Source organism: Hydrogenophaga sp. (genome assembly GCF_050250835.1).
Classification (GTDB): Bacteria; Pseudomonadota; Gammaproteobacteria; order Burkholderiales; family Burkholderiaceae_C; genus Hydrogenophaga.
Window position 1 is genome coordinate 294,625 of the sequence record NZ_JBFWNX010000003.1, and the last position, 26,229, is coordinate 320,853.

The following is a 26,229-nucleotide window of genomic DNA, read 5'->3' on the forward strand; positions in this document are numbered from 1 at the left end:
GCGGGATAGCCCTTCGAAATCATTCCGGCGGCTTCGCCAGTGAGCCGCTGAGCTTGAGCCAGCCCTCGCTGAGCATCGCGGGCGCGTCGGGCAGCAGGGCGTCCTGACTGGCCTTGACCACGGGGTCTTCCTGCCAGGTGGTCACATTGATGCGGCGCACCCAGCTCCAGCCGCCGGCGATTTCGGCGGGCACAGGCATGCGCACGGCGTCGGGATCGACCAGCACCGGACCCACACGAAAGGTGAACGCGAGGGCTTCGAGCGCGGGGGCCACGTGTTCGCGCAGGAGCTCGATCTTCTTGCGGGGCAGGAAGCCGCAGGTGGCGTGCACGGCACCGCGCGGATCAAGCACCAGCGTGAGCCGGATGCGCTGGCCGGGGCGGATCTCGACCACCGGAGAGCGGTCGATGTAGGGGTGCTCGATGGCGCGCGGGTCGGTGCCGGGCGGCAGGGCCATGGAGCCCAGGTAGCCTTCGCCGGGCCCGCTGGGCCGGGCCTGGGGCGCAAGGGACTCGTGCACCGGGTGGAAGCGGCTGTAGTCGTCGTTGACGAAGTAGCCCATGAGGCCGTCGTCCAGCGCGAGCACCTCGCCCAGGCGCACGGGCAGCGGCGTGCGTTCGAGTTCGGCGCGCGCCTCGTCGTACAGCGGGCCTTGCAGCGCGGATGCCCGCGGGTCGGACTGCACCTCCAGCCGCAGCTCGGCGCGCACCAGCGCCAGCGGGTGGCCCACCAGCAGGCTGAGGTGTTCGTTGCCGGCGCGACCCACGGGGTCGGTGCTCCAGAGCGTGGCGTCGATCATGCGCAGCAGCGCGGAGAGCGCGGTTTCGCTGGGAGGGGCGTCGCTGGCCAGGCGCTCGCGGTCGCGCAGGCCGTGCGCGAGCAGACCTTGCACCAGCCCGCCGAGTTGTGGCTGCGCCAGACTGGGCGGCGCGCCCAGCGGATCCTGCTGGCCGGGCACGCCCTGCCATTCGAGCGTGCGGCCGTCGTCGGCGGGCTGGAGCTGGCCGCGTGCCTGGCCGGCGGCATCGAAGATTTCCACCGCTTCGTCCAGGTGATCGGGCACGAGCCAGCCGCACACGGGCGAATGCAGCCTGGTGGCCTCGCGCGCGTCGTCGGCCGCATCGAGCCAACGGAACATCAGGCGTGCGGGCTCCTGCACCCTGGGCGGCATGGCGAGGAAAGCGGGGCCGGCACGGCTGGCCAGGTCTTCGGCGCGCACCGGCGCATTGAGCACCGAGGCGGCGAGATCGTGAAACTGGCCAAAGGCGTCGATCACGCGCGCGCGCAAGACGCGCAGGTGTCCGGCGCGCAGCAGCCACAGCGCAGTGGCCTCGGGCACGGGCTGCCAGTCGTCGGGCGCGGGCGTGCCGGCCACACCAGGCACGGGCTGGCGCGCCATGAGCACGTCGTGCACACCCGAGAGCGAAGCGCCGAGCACGTCCAGGCCGGCGAAGTCGCGCATGATGCGTGCGAGGTCGGCCTCCTCGGCGGGGGTGGCTTCGTCGCGCGCGCCGCTGGCCTCGTCGTCAAGAAAGCGCTTGAGCTGGCGTTCCAGCGTGCGTGCCACCGAGGGCGTGAGCAGGCTGCGCCCGCGCAAGGTGAGTGCGGGCGCGCCCTCGGTGCCGGTGGGCACGCCGGTGCGCAAGGCGAAGTCGGTCTGTTGCAGCACCCAGTCGCGCTCGGCACCAGGCGATGGATACCAGGCAATTTCCCACGCGAGTTCAATCGGTGTCCAGGGCCGGCGCCAGAACTGCAGGGCCAGCGGCTTGGGCAGGGTGCCCTGGAGGCTGGAGACGGCAGCGAGCGCCTGCAGGTCGATCTGCGGGTCGAGCGCGGCGGCCAGCCACATGGACTGCTCCACCTGCATGCGCTTGCCGACGGCCGCCGGCGTGAGCACACGGGCCTTGAGGCGCTGGGCTTGCAGTCCGGCGCGCTTGATGACGACGTCGCGCCCGACGGTCACCACCGTCGGGTCAAGCAACAGCGTCTCGTGAAACAGCGCGCCGCACTCGGCTGGAATCTGGCCACTGCGCAGATCGTCGGTGCACAGGTCGCTGCCCACCACGTCCACCAGCGGGCCGTTGCGGATGCCGCCGTCGAACTCGGCCCAGGGGTTGACGCTGAGCTGGTGCACCGTCTGGCCGCTGATGCGGCAGCCGAGCACGCCGTCGATCATGCGATCTTCGCCGTGCTTGTAGGCACGCCGACCCTGGCTCAGCAACAGCACCGGATCGCGCGGTTCGAACCAGCGCGGCATGGCTCGGCGAACGGTCTCCCTGCGGCGGGGCGCGGCCTGCGGCGCGGCGTCGGCCGCGCGCTTCGCACTGCCCGACATCGAGGCCTGCAGTTCCTGCAAGGTGGCACCGGCCTTGAAGAAGCTGCGCTGAGCCTTGATCTCGCGCCCCTCGTACTTCTCACCCCGGTTCACGCCGTCACCGACCTGCGCGGTGTGCCGGGGCGCGGACGGTGTTTCGGCGCCGGAGGCCGGAGCGAACTGATCGCCCTGTTCGATCTGATCGACCACGAAGCCACCGGGGAGTGAAGAGAAGTCTTCGGCATGCAGGTGGTTTTCCAGTTGCGCCAGGCCGCTTTGCTGCGACAGGTCGGACAGTGCGCCGGTGGCGAAGGCGTCGAGCAGGCGCGCCAGGGAGGCATCGCCCGACTGGCGAGCGGACAGCGCAGCCAGGGCCTGCGCGGCCGTGTGGCCCACCGCCAGGCCTACCGATCCGGTGGGCGGCACGCCGGCCGAAGGGTGGTCGAAGCCGCCGCCGCGTCCGCCCCAGGCCACGTCGAACACCGCGCCATGGCACAGCATCTGGCGCGGCCAGTAGGGCTCGAACCAGCTCTGCCGTGCGTAGATGGTTTTTGCGCCGGAGCGGCGCGCCTCGCTGTCGCGAACCAGCCGCGCAAAGCCCGCGCCCAGCGAGACCTTCTCCTTTTCGCCGCCGATGTCCACGCCCGACTTGCCTTCGTCGTCCTCGTCGGCGCTCTTGAGAATGTTCTTGCGTTGTTCGGCCCGGGCCTGGCGGCGCAGCGTGCGGATCACATCGGCGTCGACCATCCAGCCCAGGCGTTCGAGCACCGCCAGCCACTGCTGTTCGGTGCTGGGCGCAAACAGCGGATCATCTTGCAGGCGTGCATGCCAGCCACACACCAGGTAGGTCAACGGCCCGGAGGCCACCTCTTTCAGCGGGTCGTGAAAGGCGAGCAGGTTCTGCGTGTTGTCGTAGTAGACCGCGAACGTGGGATCGCCCGGGCCCATGGCGGTGACGGGCGGTGCAGCGTTGGCACGGTCTTCACGCCACTCGGCCAGCGGCACGGCGCGGCGGCGTGCGGGATCGAGCGCGCCAGCCACCACCCAGGCGGCGGCGCGCCGGGGCGACGTCTGCGTGGCGCCGGCCTGCACACGCACCACCAGCCAGCGGTCGGGCACGCTGGCGAAGCGCGTGCGCGAGCTGTCGCGCACGTCGGTTTGTTCGGTGGCGCTCTGGGCGGACGCGGCCAGTGGCGCATCGGGTGATGCGTTGCCGCGCTCCCCGCGCGTCAGGCCATCGGGCAGGGCCCAGTGCAGGTGAACGCCGGCCGGGCGACCGGTGTTCGTATCGAAGGGATCGGGCCGAGCAGCGCTGGCCTGCAGAGGGTCCACAGCCACCGAGGCCCATTGCGCAGCGGTGGCCGCAGAGGCGGAGAGCGGCAAGGCTTCGACGACGATGGGCACGAGCACACGCGCACCATGCCAGGCGCCTTCGTCCCAGTCGAGCGCGGTGGCGGGCGCAATGCCGTGCGCCATGGCGAGGTTGCGGGCGAGAAGTTCGGTCTGAAAAAGACGTTGGGCCATGGTGTGCTCACTGCGCCAGCGGGAACAAGGCCTGCACTTCCTCGTAGCGCAAAGGCTCTGCGATCACCGCCACCTGCAACACCGCGTCGATGTACTGCGAACTCGCGGTGTAGGCGCCGGAACCATTGCCCTCGAAGCGCTGCTGAAATGGAAACTGGAACATCTGCAAGGCCAGCTCGCCCGAGGTGAGCGTGCCGGGGTTCGCGTCGGGATCGCCGCTGGCGATGAGTTGCTGTTGCAGCAGGTCGCGCAGTGCGCGCATGTGCAGCACGCGTCGGTTCGATCTGCGCACCGGCACGGCCACGGTGCGGTTGCCGGCCACCGTCTGGCCGGTGCTGACGCCGCGCAGTTTGCGCAGCTTGAGGCGAAAGCCGCTGGGCGTGTCGGCCGAAGGCTCCACCAGCCCGTCGCCATTGCGGTCCTGCAAGTCCACGCCAAACTGAATGCCCTCGCGCGGTTCCTCCACGTCCACGCGCGTGGGCACGCCTTCGAAGATGCACAGCAGCACATCGGGCGCGAGCCGGTCCATGCGCAACAGCGGCAGCGGCCGCCCCTGCGGGCGTGCGGTGGTGATGTCGCGCCAGGCCTTGACCTCCAGGCCGGGCCAGCCGGAGACCGCGCGCGAGCGCAGCAGCAGGCCGGTGAGGTCGGCGGGTTGCGGCGCCACGATGCGCGCGATGCCCGGCGTCTTGCGCAACCTCGGTCGCAGTACGCGCTCTTCGTCGTCGACCTTGGCGCGCATGCTGCCATTCGTGGCCTGAGCGTGCGCGTATTCGCGGGTGGTGGTCTTGCCCACGCTGAGCGCCCCGTCAACGAGGCGGTCGGTGAAGTTGCGGTCGATGTAGAAGAAACGCACCGATTCCTGCGGCAGCAGGCGGCTGTCGGGCACGAGGTAGTTGAAAGGCACGCCATAGAGCAGACGCAGGCGCGCCAGCCAGTCGGCCAGCGCGGCGGGCATGCGTTCGGCGCTGGCCGCGAGGGCGGGTCGTTCCTCGGTGCGCAGGGCACCGAGGTAGAGCGGTGTGGTCAGCCAGTTGTCCATCTTGCGTGCTCCAGCGGGATTCAAAGCGGGCGGCGGAAGCCACCCAGGCGACCTTCGAAAGCCTGCACCTGCGGTGCGAAATGCAGCTGCGGGTTCTGCGCCAGCACGTCCAGCCGCGCCTCCTGGGGTGCGATCCGGGCAAAACCGATCTCGTCCAGCACCGTGCCGCTCAGAGCCACGCTGCCCAGCAGGCTTTGCACCACTTGCAGATTCAGGCCCTTGGCCTCGGCAACTTGCGTGGCGTCCAGCCCGGGCAGGCGCTCGCGCAGCGCCACCAGGCCGGTGGGATCGCGCAGTGCGCCCAGGCGCCCGCCCTTCATCAGCCCGTCGAACGCGCGCGCGGTGAGCGTGGTGAGGATGCGCGGCATCAGCAGCATGGCACGCGGGTTGAGCAGCTCGGGCAGCAACAGGCCAGGACGCGCCAGACGCGCGGTGATCAGCCGATTGAACAGCGCGACGTCCAGTGACAGACGCCCATCGCGCCGCCAGTGCATGAGGTCGAGCGCGAAACGCGGATCGCCCAGCGCCATGAGACGGCCGATCTCGAACGCAGCCGCGTAGCCCAGGTTCTCCAGGCCGGTGGCCGGATCGAGGCGGCGCGCCTGGTCGGCGTGGTGGTACGGCCCCACGGTTTCGCGCCGCACGCCCACCGGCGTGAGCGGGCCCCGGTACCACGCGATGGTCTGCTCGCCGTCGCGCGTGAGGTGCGGCAGCGGCACATGGCCGGTGTCAAGGGCAGCGCGCCACACCGCCGCACCGGTGCCGCCCGGCGCCTGCGCAAGCGAAGGCGGCAGGCCCAGCATGGCCACGCCACCGTTGCGCGGCAGCGCCTGCATGATGGCTTCGAAGTCGCCGCCTTCGCGGCATTCAAAGCTCCATTGCGCCAGCATGAAGAGGCGCACCTTGGGCGCAAGCATCTGGATGCCGATGCGGCGGTTGCCCTTACCCAGGGGCGCGCCGGTCACGTTCTCCGACACTTCGATGTCGACCCATGCGCTGCCTTTTGCCGCCTGCCGATTGCCCGACGTGCTGGTGGCTTTTCCTTTGACTGAAGCAGTCGCTGCGGCACCCGCCCACTGGTGGGCCGAGCCAGTGCGCTGCATGTGCTCCAGCAGCAGTTGCTCCACCTGGTCCGCATTCAGCCCGCTTTCTGACACCACCACATGTTCACGCAGCACGGCGGCCCGTTCGGCGAAGTCGGCCACCACCGGACGGTTCAGGTCGGCGGCGGTGAGTGGCGTGGTCTGCGCCTCGGTGGGCAGGAAGGCCTGCGTGCCTTCGAGCGACACCAGGCAGGCTTCGTATTTCTTGCCGGGCTCGGGCAGGCGGTTGCCCACGACCACGGCAAACCAGCCATCGTCGTCCATGCCCATGAGTTCCTTGTCCTCGGTGTTGACTTGCCGCACGTGCGTGAGCAGGCCAATCTCGCTCTGCATCGGCGCGATGTCCTGGAACAGATCGAGCGGTATCTCCAGCCCCAGGCAGGGCTGGCCGAGCATGGCCTCGGGCACGTCGGGCAGGTTCAGCCGAGGCGAGAGCGGGCTGTTCGCGCCCTGCAGCACGTCGCGCACGGTGCAGGGCGAGAGCGTGGTGGCCTCGCCCTTCTCGAACAGCAGCACCGCCAGCCAGGGCGAGGCATTGCCCGGGGCGAGCTGGCGTTCCCACGGCAGCGTTCGCCGGCGCAGCACGATCATGGGCAGGCGCGACACATAGCTGCCCACACCGTTGGTGGGCGGGAACACGGCGTGGATCATCGACGGATCCATCGTGAAACGCGGCGCGTCGATGGCGAAGGGGTACACGCGCTCGGCGGGCAGCGGTCTGGAGCCGGTGTCGAGGCGGTTCCCGCCGACCTTCAGCTCGTGTGCCACGCGCAACGAGTACTCGCCGGCGCCGAGGGCGGGTCGGCAGGCGGCGTGGAAAATCACTTCGCCACGGGCTGGGTTGGGGAGGGTGGCCATGGTGGTCTCAGTGCTCCGTGAAATGCAGCCGCAAGCTGCCGATGGCCGACAGCGGACCGTCTTCAACCAGCGTGTCCAGCTCCGATTCGGCCAACAGCGGTACCCAGACGTCTGGCGCAGCCTGCAGCCCCATCACCCCACACACGCTCCAAGCCGTGGTGAAGGCCAGCGAGATTTCGATCCACGGCGCAGCCACGTCGGACTTCTGCACCTCGTAGACCAGCACCGTGCGGCTGCCGGCGGCGATGATCACGGGCTCGCTGGCCAGTTCGGCGTTGCGCACTGACAGGCCCAGTGAGCTGGCCAGATCGCCACTGGGCTCGCCAGGGCCATCGTCGAGCACCACCACGACACTGCGCACGCCCACCGGCAGCAAGGTCTCCAGGCCGGTCTGGCGGCTCACGGCTTCATGGGCGCGCACCGTGCCGCGCCGCGACAGCACGCCCGCCGAGGACGACAGCCGCAGCAGCGCACCGCGTGCGAGCAGCGTGGTGTCGGTCAGCGCCACCAGTTCGCTGTGCGACTGCCAGCCCACCACCGGCACAGCGCGCGTGGCCTCAGCCAGCGTGACGGCGCCCAGCGTGGGCTGGCGCCGCTTCTCGCGCACACGCCCCAGGCCCGTCACGGCCACCACCGAGGCGCCCTCTGGCAAGGGTTGCCGCGTCTTGCCAACGGTCTCCACATCCAGCAGCGGCACGCCACCCCGGTCCAGCACGGTGATGCGTGCGGCGCCATCGCCTGCGATCTCCAGCATGGGCGGCGCGCCTTCAGTGTCGCGCGTGGGCAATGCGAAGCGCAACGTGCTGCCCGGGTCCAGCGGTGCGCCCGACCTGGCCTTCAGGCTGCGGTGCGAGAGATCGGTGGATGTTTCGCGGCGCAAAGCGGCGCGGCCCACGGCGTCGAGCCAGGCGGTCTCGCGGGCGGAGGAGGTGCCTGAGCGCATCACCTTGGGGGCGGCCATGGCCAGACCGGTGGCGCGCGGCTCGCTGGCCGCGCCCTGCAGGATCACCACCGCACCGGCCAGGGGCGGCGCGAGCAGCGTGGCCATCTGCCTTGCGTCCAGGCGCAGTGCTTCCTTGCGCTTGCTGGACACGGTGGTGCGGATATTGGCCTCGGCGTCCAGCGTGGGCTCGACGCGCTGGCGAATCACCGCGTCCAGCACGGGCACGATGCGCTGGCGCTTCGTGCCCGTATCGGCCGGCGGTGCGACCACCTTCGTTTCCACGCTGGTCACCGCCTGGGCAGCCAGGCCTTCGTGCAGCGAACGCACCAGCGGCGGCGCGCTGCGGCGCGCGGGCCGGAAGCTGCCGCGCGGCATCGCGTCGCCCGAACGGTTCGAGGGCGTGACGCGCACGCCTTCCCGTGAAAGTGCCTGCAGCGTGGCGCTGCGCCGCGTCTTCCATTCCGCGCTCGCCAGCACGGTCTGCTGTGCCTGCCAGATCGCCTGACTGCCCTGAGCGGCGTGGGCGTCCAGCGCCAGCGAAGCGTTGGCCCAGTCGGTGACGGTGTGGCGCAGGTCGAGCTCGCGCGCGAAAGGCAGCGGATGCACGGTGCCGGTGTCGAACAGCTTTTCCCACGGAATCGCCCCGGTGTGGTCGAGCAGGTTGCGGTCGATCTCAGCCACCAGCCGCATGCCGGTGTAGGCCGGGATCACACTGCGCTCGGGCTGGCCGGTGTCGGTGTCCCACAGCGCACGCGCCACGTTGCCGCTGAGCGCCTCGCACACCTGGAAGCGGTGCGTCACGTCCTGGCCCAGGTGGTTGAGCACGCGCACGTGGTGCACGCTGGCAACACCGGTGCGGTTCATCGGCTTGATGTCGATGGCCAGGGTGCCGCGCGCGCCAATGTGAATGCCGCCACTGCCCGGGCGCACCTCGCTGGCGCCGATGAAGCTCTCGGTGCGGATCACGAACTCGGGCAGCACGCTCCACGGCCCGGTCGATGGGCTGCCGCTAACCAGGCCGCGCTCGATGCCACCGGCGAACAGCTTCTCGTCTTCCGGCGGCAGCAGCGCGGTGCGGAACTGGTCCCACGACAGCACTTCCTGCGGCACCACGCGATCGGCGCCGAAGGGAATGGTGATGCTGATGACGAAGACGTCGATCGTGACCTCGCCGCCGATCTCCGGCCCCCACACGATCAGCGAGGCGCCGGTCTCGATCTTCACGCGACCGAGCCAGGTGTCGACCGACACGCCGATGGAGATGCCGATCTCCACCTCGAACCAGAACGGGCGCCACTGGATGTACATGTTGGCCCAGGCGCGGAACCAGGCGCGCACGTCGCCGCTGTCGTACACCGCCTCCAGCAGACCACCGGCCATCACCTGGCGCGGCGTGAGCGCGAAGTAGGCCTCGCCCTTGATGGAGATGCAGCTGGAGACGCGCCAGTTGAAGCCCAGGCGCGGCACCACGGGGTAGTGGTCGGGCGGTGTGTAGCGCGGGTGGTAGCCGCCGATGGTGATGACGAAGTCGCCCGCGTGTTCACCGGCGAACCAGATGAAGAATGCAAAGCCGCCAGTGAGGCGGCAGTCGCGCGAGAGCACCCAGGAGTTGTCGGTCAGCCGCGCTTCGACCGAGATGACGCCTTCAATGGTGGAGAAGCGCGCCTTGAGCGCCAACTCCACGCTGACCAGCGGCACCGCCGGTGGCAGCTCGAACTTCGACATGCCGAGCAAGCCGATCTCCAGTCCGCGGTTGAGCAGCACATACAACAGCGCCTGCGAGTTCACCAGCGCGAAAGAACTGAACTTCAGCCCGGCGGCAAACCAGTAGCTGCCGCGTTCCATGGGCACGGCCGGGCCCATGCGCTGCAGGAAATCCATGGGCGCGGCGGTCACCGCCGACGCGTCGCTCATGGCCGCCACCAGCGGGAATTGCGGCAGACCCTCAATGGCGGGCACCACCAGGCCGCGGTTGTAGCCAAAGCCGCCGGCGAGGCCGGTGATGAAGAAGTAGGGCGGACCGCCAATGGGGATGCCGATGACCACGAACACGAACAGCGAGGGGTCGCCGTTGACCACGCCATAGGAGCCCAGCGCCACGAAGCTCCTGCCACCCACCTCCACCAGCAAGAAGCCGTCGTAGCGCACGTCGTCGCTGTCACCCAGGTCGGCCTGCAGCAGGCCGCCGCCGATGCGCACGCCACCGCCGTCGTAGCTCACGGCCAGGCCGCGCAGGCCAAGCTCCCACTTGGAGAGATCGCCCATGTCGGCAAACGGAATCGTGAGCGAGAGATCGTCCACGCCCACCGCGAGGCCGGCGAGCGCCACGCCACCGTCGAGCAGGATGGCGCCCTTCAGGTCCGGCCCACCGATCCAGCGGATGCCGATCTGCTGGATGCTCACCGGCCCGAAGGTGCGCTGGATCGGGAACCACACCTCGTTTCGCCCGGGCGTGTCGCCGAGTTCGAGCCAGAAGTTCTCGATGTACGCCGCGCGCACCGAAAAGCGCGGGTTCACCGGTGCGCTGTCGCCACCGCTGCCACTCATGAGCGACTGCGCCACCGGGTTGCTGTCGGAGCTGCCGAGCGGAATGGCGATGTGTTCGAGGTCGCCGTAGACGCCGAACTTCACGCGAGGGCTGGCGTTCAGCGGCAGTTCCAGCCGCAGGAAAAGCAGCGACTCGACGCCGCCGAGCTGGAAGCCGCCGAGGTCGAACAGCGGCTCGTCGGCGCGCCCGCTCACGTCGATGCCGACGCCGGCGAGTTCGATCACCGGTTCGATCTGGAAGCGCGGGTGGCCACCGCCGCTGTCCTTGAGCAGCAGCAGCGAGAGGCCGGGCAAGGTGCTGGCCGGGCCACCGGCAGCCGCGACCCAGTCGGTGTCGCCGCCCAGGCGCACGATGATCTCCGGGTCGTCGCCCAGGCGCAGTTCGGGCAGGCACACCCGCAAGCCATAAAGCCTGGGCGCACTGCTGCCCTCGCGGTGCACGAACAGGCCCGAGCCGGCGATGCCGAAGTCCACCACCGGGTCGGTATCGAATGCCGAGGCCAGGGTTTCCAGCGCCGCGCCGATCAGGCGTTCAACCACCGCCACCGGGCCGTTGGCATCGGTCAGGTCGTTCACGAGCTCGTCGATGGCTACCAGGTTCCAGCCGCTGGCGCCGTCGTCCACCAGAAGGCCGGCGCTCTGCAGGATGGGGCCCGGGCGCACGCCGCGGCCGAGATCGCTGTTGAGCCAGCCGGTCACCTCGGCGGTGTCGAGCACGGTTTCCACCGCCACCGGCACGAGCACGCGGCGCGCCAGCGCGAGCAGCGCGTCTTCGATGCTGCCGCCGTCGTCCACGCCGAAGGCGAAGCTGGGCAACACGTCGAGCCGGAAGTCTGGCGAGCCAGGCACATTGCCGATGGGGTAAAGCCAGAGGCTGACCGCGCCTGTGCCGAATTCAAGACCGAGGGACGGGCGAATCGAAACACCGCCAGGCTCGATCACGCCTTCGTCGACCGAGGCGCCGAGCGCCACCGTGACCTCGGGCGCCGGCGTGCCCGCGTCGTTCAAGCCCACCGCGAGTTCACCGGTCAGCGTGACCGGGCCGAGGTCCACGTTGAGTTCCACGCCCAGGCCGATGCCCGCACCGGCGCGGCCCAGCCCGAGCACCACCGGCGAGCCCGGCGGGGCGAAGCGCAGTTCGCCACCCACGGCCGTGATGTGAGCGCCACCCGGGATGAGCGCGGCGATGGCGCCCACCGAGGCCGGCGCATTCACCGCCGAGAAACGCCCGCGCATCCAGAGCACCGGGTCGTCCACCAACGTCTGCAGCCGCGCGGCACTGTCCACCTGCAGCGCGGCCGCCGCGTTGCGCAACTGCGTGACGAAGGTGGCCACCGCGGCATCGCCGGAAGCCGAGAGCGCGCGCAGCGTGGCGTCGATCAGCGTGGGCAGCAGGCGCTCGGCGAGCGCACCGGCGGTGGACGCGTCGAAGCCGGCAAAGGGCAGCAGCTGGATCGGCGCACCCTCGGGGCCGAGCGCAAGCGTGAAAGCGTCGTCCACCATGCCGGCCTGCACGACCAGGCTGCCCCAGGGGCTGCCGGCGGGCAGCGGCGCGACCAGGCTGAGGCTGCCGCCCGCACCGAAGCTGCCGGCAGCGCTCCAGCCCAGCTGGAATGCGCCCCCGAGCGTGACGCCGCCTTCGAGCGCGATGGGGGCGGTGGTCTCCAGTTGCAACCGGGCTTGCGGTGCCGAGACGCCGCGCAGACGCAGGTTGAGCGGCAGGTGAACGTCGCCCGCGCTGTCGGTAAGGCCGAAGGTGGTGAACAGGTCCCGTGTGAGCGCGATCACGCGCGCGGGGTCAAGTTCGATCCCGGTGCCGGCGGCGCGCACGCGGAACAGCGTGGCCTCGGACTGCAGCCAGCCCAGCGGATCGGCCACCACGCGCGCGAGGTTGCGCACCCGCGCACGTTCGGCGCCCACGCCACGCGACGCCAGGCCGAGCGCCTGCAGCACGCCAGCCAGTTCGGGCACGCGCGGCAACACCACGCCATCCAGCAGCGCGCTGGCGAGCGTGGTGAGCGTGAGGCGCGGCAGCAGTTCACCCAGGCGCGCGGGAAGGTCCGGTGGCAAGGGCACCAGCGGCAGCGCCGCATAGGGCGCGGTGCGCGTGCCGTCACCGAAGTCGATGGCCAGGCCCCAATGCGCGCTGGCCGCACCGGCCGGCAGATCCATGGAAAACGTCAGGCCGGTGGATACCGCATCGGGCTGCACGCGCAGGGCGACCTGTGCGCTGCCCTGTGACAGCTCCAGCGCCACGTCGCCACCGAGCGTGAGCGCACCCGCGAGGCGTGTGTCGAAGCGCAGCGCGACGCGGCCCAGCGCCTGCACGTGGAGCGACACGCCGCCGCCCAGCGGCAACTCGGCCTCGGCATGGCCACCCACGTCGCGCACGTCCAGCAGGTTGCGCAGCTGGGTCAGCAAGGTCTGGCGGCGCGTGGCATCGGCCAGCAGCGGACGCACCTGCGCGGTGAGCCAGGCCACCGGGTCGCGCAGCAGCGCCAGCCACGCTTGCAGGCGCGGCATTGCGCCGCGCGAGGACGGCTCCAGCAAGTCGAGCGATTGCAGCAGCGTGCGCAGCGCACGCCAGGCAGGTTCGTCGCTGGCCTGTTCCAGCAGCAGGCGCGAAAGGTCGTTGTCCCCGAGGCCGAACACCGTGCGCAGCTGCGCCACCAGCGCCTCGCGGCGCGGCGGGTCGGGCCACACGGCGGCAAGCTCGCGCGCCAGCCACGCGGGGGCGTCGGCCAGCAGCGAGGCCCAGCCTTCGGGGTGGATGGCGTAGCCGGCGCTGTCGTCGGCGGCACCGGCTGCGCGCAGCTTGGTCAGTTCGACACGGGCCAGCAGCCGTGCGAGTGCGACCACACTCGCATCGCGCCCCGCCCCGCTGGTGAGCTGCGCCAGCAGCGCATCCAGCGCGGGCACCAGCAGGTCGTCGGGCACCCACGGTCCGCCGTCGGCGATGCGGCGCAGCGTGGCCAGCGGCAACTGAACGCCATCCACCGCCACGTCCACCAGCCGCAGCACCGGCACGATGCCGGTTTCGCTGACCTCGCAGCCCAGTTCGGCCCGGCGCACGCGCACGCGGGTGTTTGCGCCACCCACCAGCCAGCCTTCGCTGCGCCAGAGTTCGGCCTTGAGCTCCAGGCGCGGCAGGCTGCGCGCACGCGTGCCCGCGGCCACCTGCACTCGCGCCAGGTCCAGCCGCGCCTGCGTGCGCAGCCGAAGCGCGCCTTCCGATGCGGTCACGGCCGGCGCCAGCGCCAGGCCGAAGCCGATGTGCGAGACCGGCGCACGCGCGGCCTGCGCATCGCGCAACTGCTGCGCGCGCGCGGCAATGGAAGCCGCCAGCGCGGCCCCGAGCGAGGGTTGGGGCAGGTGCAGGCCGATGGCGTGACCGTCCACTCCGGCGGGCAGCGACAGGCCGCCGACCGGCGAAAAAGCCTGTGCCGGCCAGAGCCAGGCCACCCCGTCGGGCGCGCGTTCACGCACGAAACCCCAGAGCGCATCGAGCGCGTCGCGCAGGCCGCCGTTGGGCAGCGGCACCTGCTCGCCCAGGCGCTGCAGCGCGGCCAGCGCTTCGGCAAGCGGCGGGTTGGCCAACCAGGGCAGTGGCGTGCCGATGTGCGGCGTGCCTACGGTGATGAGGCCGCGCACCAGCGGCGCAATGCCGGCACGCTGCAGCGCGGCGCGTGCGGCCAGGCCGCTGGCCGAATGCGCCACCACCACGATGCGCTCACCCGGGCGTGCCTGCGCGATGCGCTGCACCAGGCGCGCCACCTGCTCGGCCTGACTGCTGCTGCCTGCGCTGGCATCCAGCGGCACGGCGCGCGCACTCGGCGCCGTGCCCGGTGCGTCGTTCCACACCGCGAGTTCAGCGGCGGTGAGGCGCGCGGTGCCAGCCAGTGGCGCGGTGCTCACGGCGTCGGGCGCGGTACCGGCCACGCGGAAGGTGAAGCTGGCGGTGCTGCCACCGAGTGCGGTCTGCAAGGGCAACCACGCGGAGGCGTTCGCGAAGGGTGCGCCCAGCATCAGCACGGGCGCGGTGCCCGCCACGTCCCAGGCCAGCACCTGGCGGCGGATCTCGGCCACCACTTCTGCCTGCGAAAGTGCATGCACATGGCTGGCGGCCAGCGGTGCGATGGGTGCGCTCCAGCCGCTGGCAGCGGGTGGCACCTGGCTGGCCGAGAGCACCAGGCCATCGCTGCCGCTCAGAAAATCTTCCAGCGCGGCGAGCCCGGTGCCCAGCGATGCGGGCAGCACGCCAGAGAGCGCGTCGGCGATGCCGGCGTCCAGACGCGAGAGCACATCAAGAGCCGGCGCAAGCTGCGCCAGCGACAGCGCACCGAGGTCGCGCAAGGCGGGTGCGAGCGTGGCAATGGCGACAGCGAGCGCGTCGCCATCGGGCGGACCATCAGGGTCCAGCCACACGAGGCCTTGCACACCGCGCGCAGCGGGGGCGCGCAGGCCGAGCGCATACGGTTGCTCGTAGGTGCCTGCGCCCTCGAGCGTGAAGGGCAGGTCTTCCAGACGCGGCAGGGAGAGCGGCGCATCGGCGCTGGACTCGGGCGCATCCGTGCTCTCAAGTGCTGGGTCAAGCGGGAAATCACCCAGCCCGTTGCGCGCCTGCTCGAAGGTCAGCAGCTCGCCTTCGCGCGTGCGCGCCGGTGCCAGGCCCTGCAACGCCAGGCCGAGCCAGCGCAGCAGCGGCAGGGCGTGGCGCGGGTTGGCGAGCACGGCCGCCAGATGGGCGCGCAGCGCGGGCGCGGGGTTGGCAAAGAAAGTGCCCCAGTCGGCGGGCTGCAGTCGCGGGAAGTCGGGCGACAGGGCGATGCCGGTTTCACCACCGCGCCACGCGGGCAGCGCGATGCCCGGGTCTTCGGGCAACAGGCCGAGCAGGGCCGAGAGGCCGAAGCCGGCGGGGCCGCCATGCTCCAGCATGAGATGCCCCAGCACATACTGAGCCAGCTCGGCCACCGCATCGCGCGTGTGGGCACCGAGCGCGCCGCCGAGGTCCGGTGCATCCAGCGCCCAGCCGGCCATGCCGCTGGCGTCGAGCACGAGGTCGGGCAGGGCGATGGCACGACCACCCGCGAGCCATCGTGCGCCGGGTGCGTTGAGCGCCACGCGCCACTGCACGCCACCCACCTGACGCCATTCGAGCGCGGCGCCCAGGGCCTGTGCGCTGAGCCTGAGCCCGGCCAATGACGGCGTCTGCAGAACACCATGCAAGCGCAGCTCGGCGCGCAGCAGTGGAAGCCACACGGCCTGCGCGGCGCCGGTGCCAGCGGGGGGCGCCAGGTCCAGGTGCAGCAGTTCGGCCAGCACGGCAAAGGACAGCTGCACGCCGTCCACCTGCAGGCTGCGCGGCTCGAAGGCAGCGGCCAGCCTGAGCTGGGGCCGGCCGGAGGCCAGGCTGGTCTCGGCGCGCAGCACCACCGCTCCGGCGTCGGTGGCGGCCAGTTCCAGCCGCCACGGGTCGGCAGCGCTGCCACTGCCACGCAGGGGCAGCGCTGCCGCGCCGTCGATGCGCAGCAACCCGCCCAGCTCCATCAGCAAGTGGCGCCAGGCCGGCACGCCGCCCGTGTCGGTCACCAGGGCGCTCGCGTGGTAGCGGCCGATGGCGCCCAGCGGATCGCCCAGGAACTGCGCGATCCGCTCCACGCTGGCGAGCAGCGGCACAGGCCAGGTGCCAGTGAAGGCAGAAGGCGGCACCAGGCCGATCAGCGCGGCGATGCGCCGGCCTGCGTGCGTGCCGCTGTCGAGCAGCCCGAGGCCCTGTTCGATCTGCTGCTGGATCGCGTTGCCAACCACGGCGCCCAGGCCGTCGATCACCGCGTCGGCGGACGACAGGTCCAGCAGCGGCCAGCTGCCGCGTGCGCATTCCACGCCGCGCAGTTGCAGCACCGGCGCGGGCTGGCCGCTGGCGTCCAGACCAAAGCCTGCCTGCAGCGATCCCACGCGCAGGCGCGCCAGCGCGGCCAGCGGATCGCCCGCGCCGAAAGTGTGGTCCACCAGCGAGCCGGTGCTGCTGGCCAGCGTGAGCCCGACCGACAGCGAGGGCAAGGCACGCAACGCGCCCGGCCCGCCAATGGGAATGGCCACCACCTCGGCCGCGCCACCGAACACCAGGCGCAGCGGACCCGCCAGGGGAATGGGCGTGGAGCCTGCGCGCAGGCCAAGATAGAGCAGTCGCTGGCCATTGGCCTGCGTTTCCACGGCCGCCGTGACGAGCGCCTCGACCTCGGCCACGCGCACACCCACGCGCCAGGGATCGGCGCGCGTGCCCGCGCCCTCCACCGCGATCGGTACCGGCGCGCCAACACCGGCGCGCAGCAGCCCTTGCCAATGACCGAGCCAGCCCACCATGGCGCCGGGCGTGGTCACAAGCGCGAGGAACCAGTCGTCGAACACCGCCGCGCCGCGCGCGGGCAGGTCTTCCCAGCGCAGGCGCGGCCGGCCCGCCGGCGCGCTGATGCCGAGCAGTGGCAGCAGCTCGTCGACCACCGCGGCCGCCCGGTCGGCGCCCGCGTCGCCCGCGGCGCGCAACTGCGCGGTGAAGAGCGCCACGGCGGTTTCGATCCAGGCCGAGCCCGGCAGGTTGATCAGGTCGGCCAGAGAACGGTCGCGCGGCGCGGCCTCGCCGGGCAACTGCAGGCCCAGCAGCACCAGGGCGACATCGGGCGGGCGTTCGATGCCGGTGATGGACACGCTGCCGCGCACGCCGCGAAACGCCAGGCCGGCGGTGCCGAAGCCGTTGCGCAAGGACACGTCGGCCGCCAGGCGCAGCGGCGCGATCGCCGAGGCGATCTCCACCCGCGTGCCGGGGCCGGTGCCGTCGGAGGAGAGCAGCGGCACGTGAGCCCAGAGAGAGACCACGAGGTCGCCTTCGGTGACGCTCCACTTCCAGCCCACGCCGACGAACAGCCGGCCTTCGGCGCTTCGCATGACGAGGTACAGACCGGTGTCGCCATCGGGCCTACGAATCGGGATCCAGCGGTCGTCATCGCCAGCAGCGGGCAGGCCCAGCACCTCGCCGTCGGTCTGGCCCATGAGCTGGCTGAGCAGCTCAATGACCTCCTCCTGACGTTCGCTGAGCGCGCGCGCGAGTTCGGCGGCGGGGTCGCGTGCAAAGGCCTCGTTGAACTCCAGCGAATCGCCCGCGCCGCTGCGCAACAACCCCGCGACTTCGCCCACCTGTCGGACGACCGGGTCGAGTGCATCGGAGGCAAAACTGGCGGACATGGCGGGCGCGCCAGGCTCAGGTCGTGGCGCCCCAGGTGTCCTCGAACGATGTGCCACCGGGCACCCAGGTCCAGGTGATGGTCGAGAAGGTCAACTCCACCTCTTCCAGCAGCGGCAGGGACGCAGCGGTGGCGTCGAGCGTGTCGGGCAGGCGCAGTGCGCACTTGGTGACGCGCCCGCCCGTGAAGTCGAGCGTGAAGCAATGCTGCACGGCGCCGGTGCCCGCCGGGTTGGGCCGAAACCAGCGGAACGAGCCCTCCACCACCTGGTTCTGCGCCAGCGCCTGGCGCAGCAGGGGCGTGGCGCGGTCCATGCGTTTGGTGAAGCGGATGGGCGCGTAGATGCGCCGCCCTGTGGCCAGCAACGTGGCACGGTCGAACGCGGTGGAGACCTGCTGCTCCAGCGAGAGCACCTCGATGGTGTCGGCGCGGTCCATTGCGGTGACGGTGCTGTCGCCTTCGACGGCGTCACCGTTGGCGGTCAGGGTGAGGGCGATGGTGTCGGCCATGGCAATGCTCCTGCAGTGGTGATCAGCGGCGAATCAGCGGCACGCTGCCCAGATAACGTCGGTTGAGAATGGAAAGATCGAGCGCCTGGTCGCCAGCCCGCACGTCGGTGTAGTACTCGCGCAGCGCTTCGGTGGACACCGGTTCGGTGGCGATGAAGCTCAGCACCTTGCCCAGGGTGTAGACGCCCGCGACCACCAGCGGGGTCTTCGAGCGCCGTCGGCCCAGCATCACCTGGCCGCAGCGCAGCAGCGCCATCCACACCAGGGGCGTGACGCACTCGGCCCAGCGCGCGGCCAGCGTCGCGTCGCCGCGCGGGCGCGACTCGGCCACGGCGGTGAGGCTGGCTTCATTGGGCGATGCGCCGAGCTTGTAGGCCAGCAGCAGTTGCGCGTCACCGGTCTGGTCGGTGAAGACGGCGAGCTCGACGAACACGAAGCCCGGCGCGTAGCGCACGCGGGTTCGTGCGGGATGGACCAGCAGTTCGCTCTCGGCATCGCGCCACACCACAGGCCGCTTCACGTCGGGCCCGCCGAACTGGCTGGCCAGCAGACCGGGCGCGTCGGACAGCGGCAGGTCCATCACGAACAACTGGGTCTTGGCCAGCGCGCGCAACTTCTGGATTTCGGGCGACACAGGCATCAGCCGCTCCACGCGAAGGGCCGGTGACAGCGGCGGCGGATGGGCGACATGAGACCTCCCTCATGAAGCGGACCGCCCGGCGTGGCTGTTGGGCGCCACTGACGGCGGTCCGGATTGGCGGGCCTGCTCGGGCGCACACCGTTTCTGGATCAGGCGCAGTATTGATCCCGCCGCCTTCGACAGGCAAGCGTCACATTGTGAGGATTTGAAACGCCCGCGCGGTCAGTGATCCGGCGGCACGCGCGAACGCCATGCCGCCACGGCAGTGGCGATGTCCTGCAGCCGCGCCAGGTGCTGGAAGACGGCGGGCGAGCGGGCCTGACCACGCGGCACGCGCATGAGCGCGGGACACCGGCCGCCGGTCCATATCGCCACCTCGGGCAAGAGCCGGCTGCGCAACTGGTCCAGCGAGCCGAGCACATCGCGCGGGTTCTGCGTGGCGGTGAAGCTCAGGGCCACGATGTGCGCACCACTGACCGACACCGCGTTCACGATGTCGGTCAGCGGTGTCTGCACACCCAGCGGCACGGTCTCGCAGCCTTCGAGCGCCAGAAAACACTCCGCCATCAGCAGGCCCAGTCCATGCTCCTCGCCGGGCAGCGTGGTCAGCAGCACGCGCGGTGCGCCCAGCGGCCGCGCCTGGGTCACCTGGGAAATCGCCTGGCGCAATACCGTCTGCACGATCTCGCTGTACAGGTGCTCCTGGTGCACCGCCAGTCGACCCGCCAGCCAGGCATCGCCGACCAGCTCGTTCATGGGGGCCACGCCCTCCAGCACCAGCCGCGTCAGACCGCGCGCCTGCAGCATGTGGGTCAGCGCGTGCCGCAGCGATCGGGCGTCGTAGCGCTGCAGCATCTGCATCCAGGCCAGAAGTTCCTCGCTGGCCGCCGGCAGCGAAGCCGTGGCGGGTGCGCGGCTGGATCGCATCTGAATCCGACCTGGCGCGGCCTGCGTATTGAGTTGCAGCAGTGCTTCTGGCGGCAGCGGCACCACCTGGCCCGGCCGGTGGCCCGCGTCGATCAGGCGGCGGATGTGGCGCAGCCGGGTGAGCTGCGCGTCGGTGTAGCAGCGTTCACCAAGGGCGTCGCGCTCGGGATCTGGAAACCCATAGCGCCGCTCCCAGACACGCAGGGTGTCCTTGGACAAACCGGTGTCGCGCTCGATGTCGGCGATGGTGTGCCAAGTGGCGCTGCGAGAGCTTGAGTTTGTCATGGACAAATGTTTCAATGAACCCCGTCATTATGGAGTTGCCGGCATGAGAAACGCCCCTTCCCACACCGCCAACCCAGGCTTGCGGCGCGCGCTGGTGCTGACGCTGGTGAGCTTCTGGATGGGTGGTGGGGCGCTGGCGGCCAACGCCGTCTGTCCCGATCTGCTTGAACACCAGTTCGACCGCCTCCAGGACGAAAAGCCGCAGGCACTCTGCCAGTACGCCGGCCAAGTGATTCTGGTGGTGAACACGGCAAGTTTCTGCGGCTTCACCGGCCAGTATGAGGGGCTGGAGGCGCTGAACGCCAGATACCAGGCGCGTGGCCTGGTGGTGCTGGGGTTTCCTTCCAACGATTTCGGGCGCCAGGAGCCCGGCAGCCACGCGGCGATCGCCGAGTTCTGCGAGAACACCTTCGGCGTGAAATTCCCGATGTTCACCAAAACCCGCGTCATCGGGCCCGACGCCCATGCACTCTACCGGCAGCTGGCCCAGCGCACCGGTGAGCGCCCGCAGTGGAACTTTCACAAGTACCTGATAGCGCGCGACGGCCAAGCCGTGCGCAGCTACGGCAGCCGGGTCGAACCCAAAGACCCTCAATTGCTCAAGGACATTGAAAAGTTTCTCTCGACCAAATAGTGACTATATAGTCACAATAAAACCAATCAGTATATTTTGACACCTATGAAGCCAGATTCACCCTGCTGTCCGCCTTGCTCGCCCGCCAGGGCGTTGCGACGACGGAACTTTTCGCCGGCCATGGGCCTCCCAGCAGACAGATCACGTTTTGCACTGCGAAGCCTGTCGGGTCCCTGTGATCCGACTGAAATCCCGAGGCGCTTCTCCTCCTCCTCCCTCCCTCCCTGGTTCGTTTCGGGGCGCTTCGCAGTCTTTTGTACAGTTGGCCCCCGCACTGCGGTGAAGGCTTGAGGTCCCGATGATGTACTCGGACCTCCAGCAGCCGGCCACGGCACCCCAGACCCGGCGCCCGATCCGGGTTGCCATCGTCGGTTCCGGCATCGCCGGGCTGGCCACCGCCCACACCCTTCACGGACTCGCCGACCTCACCCTGTTCGAGGCCGGGGCGCATTTCGGGGGACACACGCACACGGTGGACGTGACCCTGCCAGATGCCCAGGGCATGTCCGTCGCCTTCGGCGTGGACACCGGCTTCCTGGTGCTCAATGAGCGCACCTACCCCAACCTGCTGGCGTTGCTCTCGTCGCTGGAGGTGCCGATCGCGAAGTCGGACATGTCGTTCTCCGTTCAGGCCGATGGTGCTGCCCTGGGTGGCGGCACACTGGAATGGAGCGGCAGCAACCTGTCGTCGGTGTTCGCCCAGCGTCGCAACCTCGCCAATCCGCGTTTCCTGCGCATGCTGGCCGACATCGTTCGCTTCAACCGCATCACCTCGCGCCTGGCCGAGAGGGGTGAAGACCTTGGCGAGCACAGTCCGCTGCTGCAACCTCTGGGTGAATTCCTGCGGGCCCATCGTTTCTCCAGCGAATTCCGAGACTGGTACTTCCTGCCCATGATGGGCTGCATCTGGAGCTGCCCGACGGACCAGATGCTGGCGTTTCCCGTGGCCACCATGGTGCGCTTCTGTCACAACCACGGCCTGATCCAGATCGCCAACCGGCCGCAGTGGTACACGGTGGCAGGCGGTGCGCGGCAATACGTGCAGAAGATCGTGGAGCGCATCGCCGACCGCCGCCTGGCCACGCCGGTGCGCCAGGTGCTGCGCGACCCCCAGGGCGTGCGCATCGTCACCGATGGCCAGGTCGAACGCTTCGACGCGGTGGTGATGGCTTGCCACAGCGACCAGTCGCTGCGCCTGCTGGGCAACGGTGCAAGCCAGAACGAACGTGAGGTGCTGGCCGCCATCCGCTACCAGCCCAACCGCGCGGTGCTGCACACCGACGCTTCGGTGCTGCCGGCCCACCCGCGCGCCTGGGCGGCCTGGAACTACCAGCGCGCGCCCAGCGCCGATGTGGAGTCGGCGCAGGTCTGCCTGCACTACCTCATCAACCGCCTGCAACCGCTGCCGGTTTCGCAGCCGGTGGTGGTCTCGCTCAACCCGCAGCGCGAGATCGCACCGACGCAGGTGCTGGGCGAGTACGCCTACGACCACCCGGTGTTCGACCTCGCCGCCATTCGCGCCCAGGCACGGGTCAACGACATGCAGGGCCAGCGCCACACCTGGTTTGCGGGTGCCTGGACCGGATACGGTTTTCATGAAGACGGCCTGAAGTCGGGCCTGCGCGCAGCGCGCGCCATCATCGACACGCATGGTCTGGTCTCCATGAAAGCCGCCGACGCGGTTCGCCGGCAGGCCCTGCCGGGGGTGTTTGCATGAAGGCGGTGGCGCAGATCGGCTTCGGCCAGGTCCGGCATGCGCGCCATCGGCCACGCCATCATGCCTTCGCCTATCCCACCTGCTTCCTGATGCTGCCCATGCGCAGCCTGCGTGCAAATGGCAATGGAGCCCTGGCGCGCAACCGCCGCGCGGCGCTGAGTTTTCACGACGCCGACCATGGCGACGGCCGCGTCGACAGCCTACTATGGCTCGATGAACTGCTGCAGCTGCACGGCATCGACGATGCCATCGGCGAGGTCTGGCTGCACACCTACCCCCGCGTGTTCGGCTACACCTTCAAGCCGGTGAGTTTCTGGTACTGCCACCGAGCCGACGGCTCGCTGCGTGCGGTGCTGGCCGAAGTGAACAACACCTTTGGCGAACGGCACTGTTACCTGCTGGACGCGCCTCGCTACGGCCAGCCCTGCGAGGCAGACAAGGTGTTCCACGTCTCGCCGTTCTGTCCGGTGCGGGGCCGCTACCGCTTTGTTTTCATGCGCGCACAACACCCGGTGCCCCGCACCGTGGCGCGCGTGGACTATTTCGACGATGGCGGCAAGGTGCCGCTGCTCAACACCAGCGTGAGCGGCGAGCTGCTGCCGCTGAACGCGCAGACGCTGCGCCGCGCACTCTGGTCGTACCCGGCCATGACCTTCGGCGTGATCGCGCGCATCCACTGGCAGGCCGTGCGCCTCTGGATCAAGAGCGCGCCGTTCTTTCGCCAGCCGCCAGCGCCAGGTGATTTCGTCACCGCCGCCGCCTCACCCGCGCCCCCAGTGAACGCCGAACCCCGTCACCCATGAACTCCACCACAGCCCCCCGAAACCCCGCCGGCTTCGACCTTCCCCGCAATGCGCCGGCCGCCGCGCGCACCACGCTGCAACTGCTGCAGCGCCTGGTGCGTGGCAGCCTGACGCTGCAACTGCCCGACGGATCGGTGCAGCGTTTCGGTCGGGCCGATGGCCCGCACGCCAGCATGAAGCTGCACAACTGGAACGTGTGCAGTGCCGCGCTGAAGTCGGGTGACATCGGTTTCGCCGAGAGCTACATCGACGGCGACTGGAGCACCCCCAACCTCACCGCACTGCTGTCGCTGATGGTGGCCAACCGGCGCGAGGTGGAGGACGTCATCTATGGCTCCTGGCTGGGCCGTCTGGCCTACCGCATGCGCCACTTGCTCAACCGCAACTCCAGGGCCAACAGCCGCAAGAACATCCACGCCCACTATGACCTGGGCAATGCGTTCTACAGGCTCTGGCTGGACGAGACCATGAACTACTCGTCCGCCTGGTTCGAGGAACCCGGCCAGTCCATGGTGAGCGCGCAGCACGCCAAGGTGCGCCGCGCGCTGCGCATGGCCGGCGTGCAGCCCGGTGACCGTGTGCTGGAGATCGGCTGTGGCTGGGGTGCGCTGGCCGAGAAGGCCACCACCGAGTTCGACGCCAGCGTGGTGGGCGTGACACTGTCCACCGAGCAACTGGCGTTCGCGCAGACCCGCATGGAGCAGCTGGGCTGCGGGCAGCGCGCCGATTTGCGCCTGCAGGACTACCGCGACATCCACGACGCACCATTCGACGCGATCTGCTCGATCGAGATGGTCGAGGCGGTGGGCCGCGCGTACTGGCCAACCTACTTCCAGAGCGTGGCGCGCCTGCTCAAGCCGGGCGGCCGCGCATGCATCCAGAGCATCGTCATCGACGACGAACATTTCGATCGCTACATCAAGGGCACCGACTTCATCCAGCAGTACATCTTCCCCGGAGGTTGCCTGCCCTGCCCGCGCGAGTTTCGCGCGCAGGCCGCACAGGCCGGGCTGGAGGTGGTGGACGAGTTTGCCTTTGGCGCGGACTACGCGCGCACACTGGCCATCTGGCGCGAGCGTTTCCTGCAAGAAAAGGAGCGTGTTCAGCAGCTCGGCTTCGACCAGCGTTTCCTTCGCATCTGGGAGTTCTACCTCGCCTACTGCGAAGCGGCGTTCGAGCAGGGCAGCATCGACGTGGTGCAGTACACGCTGCGCAAACCAGCCTGAACCCAGCCGCATGCGCACGAACACGTTTGCCTTCGTTGCCTGGATGGTCTGCGCCCTGGCGTTGCCCGCCGTCGGCGCACACGCAATGACGCCCGAGACCACGGTGGGCCTGGCACTCAAGGACCAGCAGAAGCTGGGTTCGGCGCGCTTGCGCGTGTGGGGCTTCGAGGTCTACGACGCGACCCTGTACGCCACACCAGGCTTCGACCCCCAGCGTTTCACCGAACATCGCTTCGGCCTGGAACTGAGCTACCTGCGCAGTTTCAAAGGGCCTGACATTGCCGAACGCTCGATCGACGAGATGCGTGGCCTGGCCAACATTGAACCGGAGCAGGCCGAACGCTGGTTGCAGGCAATGGGTGCCTTGTTTCCCGACGTGCGGCGAGGCGACCGCATCACGGGCGTGCACGTGCCCGGCACCGGCGCCCGCTTCTATCTCAATGGCCAGTGGCTCGGTGAGGTGGCCGATGAGGCGTTCTCGCGACTGTTCTTCGGTATCTGGCTCTCGCCCAAGACCTCGCAACCCGGCATGCGCCGCACGCTGATCGAATCCACCGGCGCCGTCTCGCGGCCGTCTTCATGAACGCCACGCCGCCAGAGTCGGCTGCCCGCTTTATCGGTCCCGGCGCCTGGCGAGCAGGCCTGCGCTACGGCTTGCTGGGCCTGCCGCTGGCGTTCGTGGCGCTCCCGCTGTATGTGATCCTGCCCAACCACTACGCGCGCGATTTCGGCGCGCCGCTGGCTTTGCTGGGCGCCGTGTTGCTGGCCGCGCGTCTGGTGGACGCGGTGCTCGATCCCTGGATCGGGCGTTGGTGCGACCGCCTCTGGACGCGTTCGGTCCGTTCGCTCCTGCTGGCCACCGGGCTGGCGGCCGTGGTGCTCGCACTGGGTCTGTGGGGCCTGCTGTTTCCGCCCGCGACCGTGCGAGAGGCGGGCAGCCCCGCCTTGCTTACCTGGGCGGGCCTGTTGATGGCCGTGACCTACACCGCCTACAGCGTGGTGGCGGTGGCACACCAGGCCTGGGGCGCACGCCTGGGCGGCAACGAAGCCCAGCGCAGCCGCGTGGTGGCCTGGCGCGAAGGACTTTCGCTGCTGGGTGTGTTGATCGCGGCCGTGCTGCCGGGCACGCTCGGCCTGGGCACAACCGTGGCCACCTTCGCGGTGCTGCTGGCACTGGGCTGGTGGGCCTGGAGCGGCTCGGCGGTGCCAGACCATGCGTTGCCCGCGGGACACGCTCCTGCCGTCGGCCCTTCGCCCCTGCGGCAGCGTGCCTTCCTGCGCCTGCTTGCGGTGTTCGTGATCAATGGCACCGCCAGCGCAGTGCCCGCCACGCTGGTGCTGTTCTTCGTGCAGGACCGTCTGCAGGCGCCATCCTCCATCGAGCCCGCTTTCCTGGCGACCTATTTTCTCTGTGCCGCGCTGTCGATTCCACTGTGGGTTCGCGTGGTGGCCCGCCTGGGTCTGGCGCGCACCTGGCTGGTGGGCATGGCGCTGGCCGTGGCGGTGTTTGTCTGGGCCGCCACGCTGGGCACGGGCGATGTGTGGCCGTTCCTGGTGGTGTGCGCGCTCTCCGGCGTGGCACTGGGCACCGACCTCACGCTGCCCAGTGCGCTGCTGGCCGGTCTGATCGGCCAGCTCGGCGAGCGCGGCCAGCGCGAGGGCGCCTACTTCGGCTGGTGGAGCTTCGCCGCCAAGCTCAACCTGGCGCTGGCCGCCGGCCTGGCCTTGCCCCTGCTGGCCTGGTTCGGCTACGTGCCCGGCGCGCGCGACGAGGCTGCGTTGCACACACTCACCATCGCCTACTGCCTGCTGCCCTGCGGGCTCAAGCTGCTGGCCAGCGGCGCGCTCTATGGGCTCGTCATCCGGCCGCAACAGAGGCTGGCCATGACGCCGACCCCGGCAACCACCAATTGAAAGAA

At 70.0% G+C, this 26,229-nt stretch carries 13 protein-coding genes; 6 read left to right on the forward strand and 7 right to left on the reverse strand.

All coding sequences use genetic code 11. From position 1 onward, the window contains the following. Positions 1-19: 19 nt before the first annotated feature. The 7 genes from AB7F11_RS06460 to AB7F11_RS06490 form a co-directional block, all read right to left on the reverse strand. Positions 20-3,838 (reverse strand): hypothetical protein, encoded by a 3,819-nt coding sequence (locus AB7F11_RS06460; RefSeq protein WP_428290051.1) that lies wholly within the window; start codon positions 3,836-3,838, stop codon positions 20-22. Positions 3,839-3,845: 7 nt separating this feature from the next. Next, positions 3,846-4,880, reverse strand: coding sequence for a hypothetical protein (locus AB7F11_RS06465; RefSeq protein ID WP_428290050.1), 1,035 nt, complete (start codon positions 4,878-4,880; stop codon positions 3,846-3,848). Between the two features lie 20 nt (positions 4,881-4,900). Then, positions 4,901-6,841 (reverse strand): hypothetical protein, encoded by a 1,941-nt coding sequence (locus tag AB7F11_RS06470; RefSeq protein ID WP_428290049.1) that lies wholly within the window; start codon positions 6,839-6,841, stop codon positions 4,901-4,903. 7 nt (positions 6,842-6,848) lie between these two features. Further along, the gene (locus tag AB7F11_RS06475; protein WP_428299891.1) at positions 6,849-17,570 is read right to left on the reverse strand and encodes a DUF6603 domain-containing protein; all 10,722 of its coding nucleotides are present in this window, start codon (positions 17,568-17,570) and stop codon (positions 6,849-6,851) included. 16 nt (positions 17,571-17,586) lie between these two features. Beyond that, on the reverse strand, positions 17,587-18,078 hold the full coding sequence (gene tssD / locus AB7F11_RS06480; RefSeq protein ID WP_428290047.1) for a type VI secretion system tube protein TssD: 492 nt from the start codon (positions 18,076-18,078) through the stop codon (positions 17,587-17,589). 22 nt (positions 18,079-18,100) lie between these two features. Further along, a complete protein-coding gene (locus AB7F11_RS06485) occupies positions 18,101-18,718 on the reverse strand; it encodes a hypothetical protein (protein WP_428290046.1) in 618 nt (205 codons plus the stop codon). A gap of 222 nt (positions 18,719-18,940) precedes the next feature. Continuing rightward, positions 18,941-19,930 (reverse strand): MerR family transcriptional regulator, encoded by a 990-nt coding sequence (locus tag AB7F11_RS06490; protein WP_428290045.1) that lies wholly within the window; start codon positions 19,928-19,930, stop codon positions 18,941-18,943. A gap of 118 nt (positions 19,931-20,048) precedes the next feature. Here AB7F11_RS06490 and AB7F11_RS06495 point away from each other — a divergent pair, with 118 nt between their 5' ends. From AB7F11_RS06495 to AB7F11_RS06520, 6 genes are all read left to right on the forward strand, one after another. After that, entirely contained in the window at positions 20,049-20,564 is a 516-nt protein-coding gene (locus AB7F11_RS06495) for a glutathione peroxidase (protein ID WP_428290063.1), read from the forward strand. Positions 20,565-20,916: 352 nt separating this feature from the next. Beyond that, a complete protein-coding gene (locus AB7F11_RS06500; protein ID WP_428290062.1) occupies positions 20,917-22,281 on the forward strand; it encodes an NAD(P)/FAD-dependent oxidoreductase in 1,365 nt (454 codons plus the stop codon). Next, on the forward strand, positions 22,278-23,084 hold the full coding sequence (locus AB7F11_RS06505; RefSeq protein WP_428290044.1) for a DUF1365 domain-containing protein: 807 nt from the start codon (positions 22,278-22,280) through the stop codon (positions 23,082-23,084). The genes AB7F11_RS06500 and AB7F11_RS06505 overlap by 4 nt, the downstream gene beginning before the upstream one ends. Then, positions 23,081-24,310 (forward strand): class I SAM-dependent methyltransferase, encoded by a 1,230-nt coding sequence (locus AB7F11_RS06510; protein ID WP_428290043.1) that lies wholly within the window; start codon positions 23,081-23,083, stop codon positions 24,308-24,310. Before AB7F11_RS06505 ends, AB7F11_RS06510 begins: the two co-directional genes overlap by 4 nt. A gap of 10 nt (positions 24,311-24,320) precedes the next feature. After that, a complete protein-coding gene (locus AB7F11_RS06515) occupies positions 24,321-24,893 on the forward strand; it encodes a chalcone isomerase family protein (RefSeq protein ID WP_428290042.1) in 573 nt (190 codons plus the stop codon). Next, a complete protein-coding gene (locus tag AB7F11_RS06520; protein ID WP_428290041.1) occupies positions 24,890-26,224 on the forward strand; it encodes an MFS transporter in 1,335 nt (444 codons plus the stop codon). Before AB7F11_RS06515 ends, AB7F11_RS06520 begins: the two co-directional genes overlap by 4 nt. Positions 26,225-26,229 lie beyond the last annotated feature (5 nt).

Excerpts from the sequence above, each read along its gene's own strand:
- AB7F11_RS06460 (WP_428290051.1), bottom strand. The coding sequence starts at position 3,838 with ATGGCCCAACGTCTTTTTCAGACCGAACTTCTCGCCCGCAACCTCGCC.
- AB7F11_RS06465 (WP_428290050.1), bottom strand. The coding sequence starts at position 4,880 with ATGGACAACTGGCTGACCACACCGCTCTACCTCGGTGCCCTGCGCACC.
- AB7F11_RS06470 (WP_428290049.1), bottom strand. The coding sequence starts at position 6,841 with ATGGCCACCCTCCCCAACCCAGCCCGTGGCGAAGTGATTTTCCACGCC.
- AB7F11_RS06475 (WP_428299891.1), bottom strand. The coding sequence starts at position 17,570 with ATGTCCGCCAGTTTTGCCTCCGATGCACTCGACCCGGTCGTCCGACAG.
- tssD (WP_428290047.1), bottom strand. The coding sequence starts at position 18,078 with ATGGCCGACACCATCGCCCTCACCCTGACCGCCAACGGTGACGCCGTC.
- AB7F11_RS06485 (WP_428290046.1), bottom strand. The coding sequence starts at position 18,718 with ATGCCTGTGTCGCCCGAAATCCAGAAGTTGCGCGCGCTGGCCAAGACC.
- AB7F11_RS06490 (WP_428290045.1), bottom strand. The coding sequence starts at position 19,930 with ATGACAAACTCAAGCTCTCGCAGCGCCACTTGGCACACCATCGCCGAC.
- AB7F11_RS06495 (WP_428290063.1), top strand. The coding sequence starts at position 20,049 with ATGGGTGGTGGGGCGCTGGCGGCCAACGCCGTCTGTCCCGATCTGCTT.
- AB7F11_RS06505 (WP_428290044.1), top strand. The coding sequence starts at position 22,278 with ATGAAGGCGGTGGCGCAGATCGGCTTCGGCCAGGTCCGGCATGCGCGC.
- AB7F11_RS06510 (WP_428290043.1), top strand. The coding sequence starts at position 23,081 with ATGAACTCCACCACAGCCCCCCGAAACCCCGCCGGCTTCGACCTTCCC.
- AB7F11_RS06515 (WP_428290042.1), top strand. The coding sequence starts at position 24,321 with ATGCGCACGAACACGTTTGCCTTCGTTGCCTGGATGGTCTGCGCCCTG.
- AB7F11_RS06520 (WP_428290041.1), top strand. The coding sequence starts at position 24,890 with ATGAACGCCACGCCGCCAGAGTCGGCTGCCCGCTTTATCGGTCCCGGC.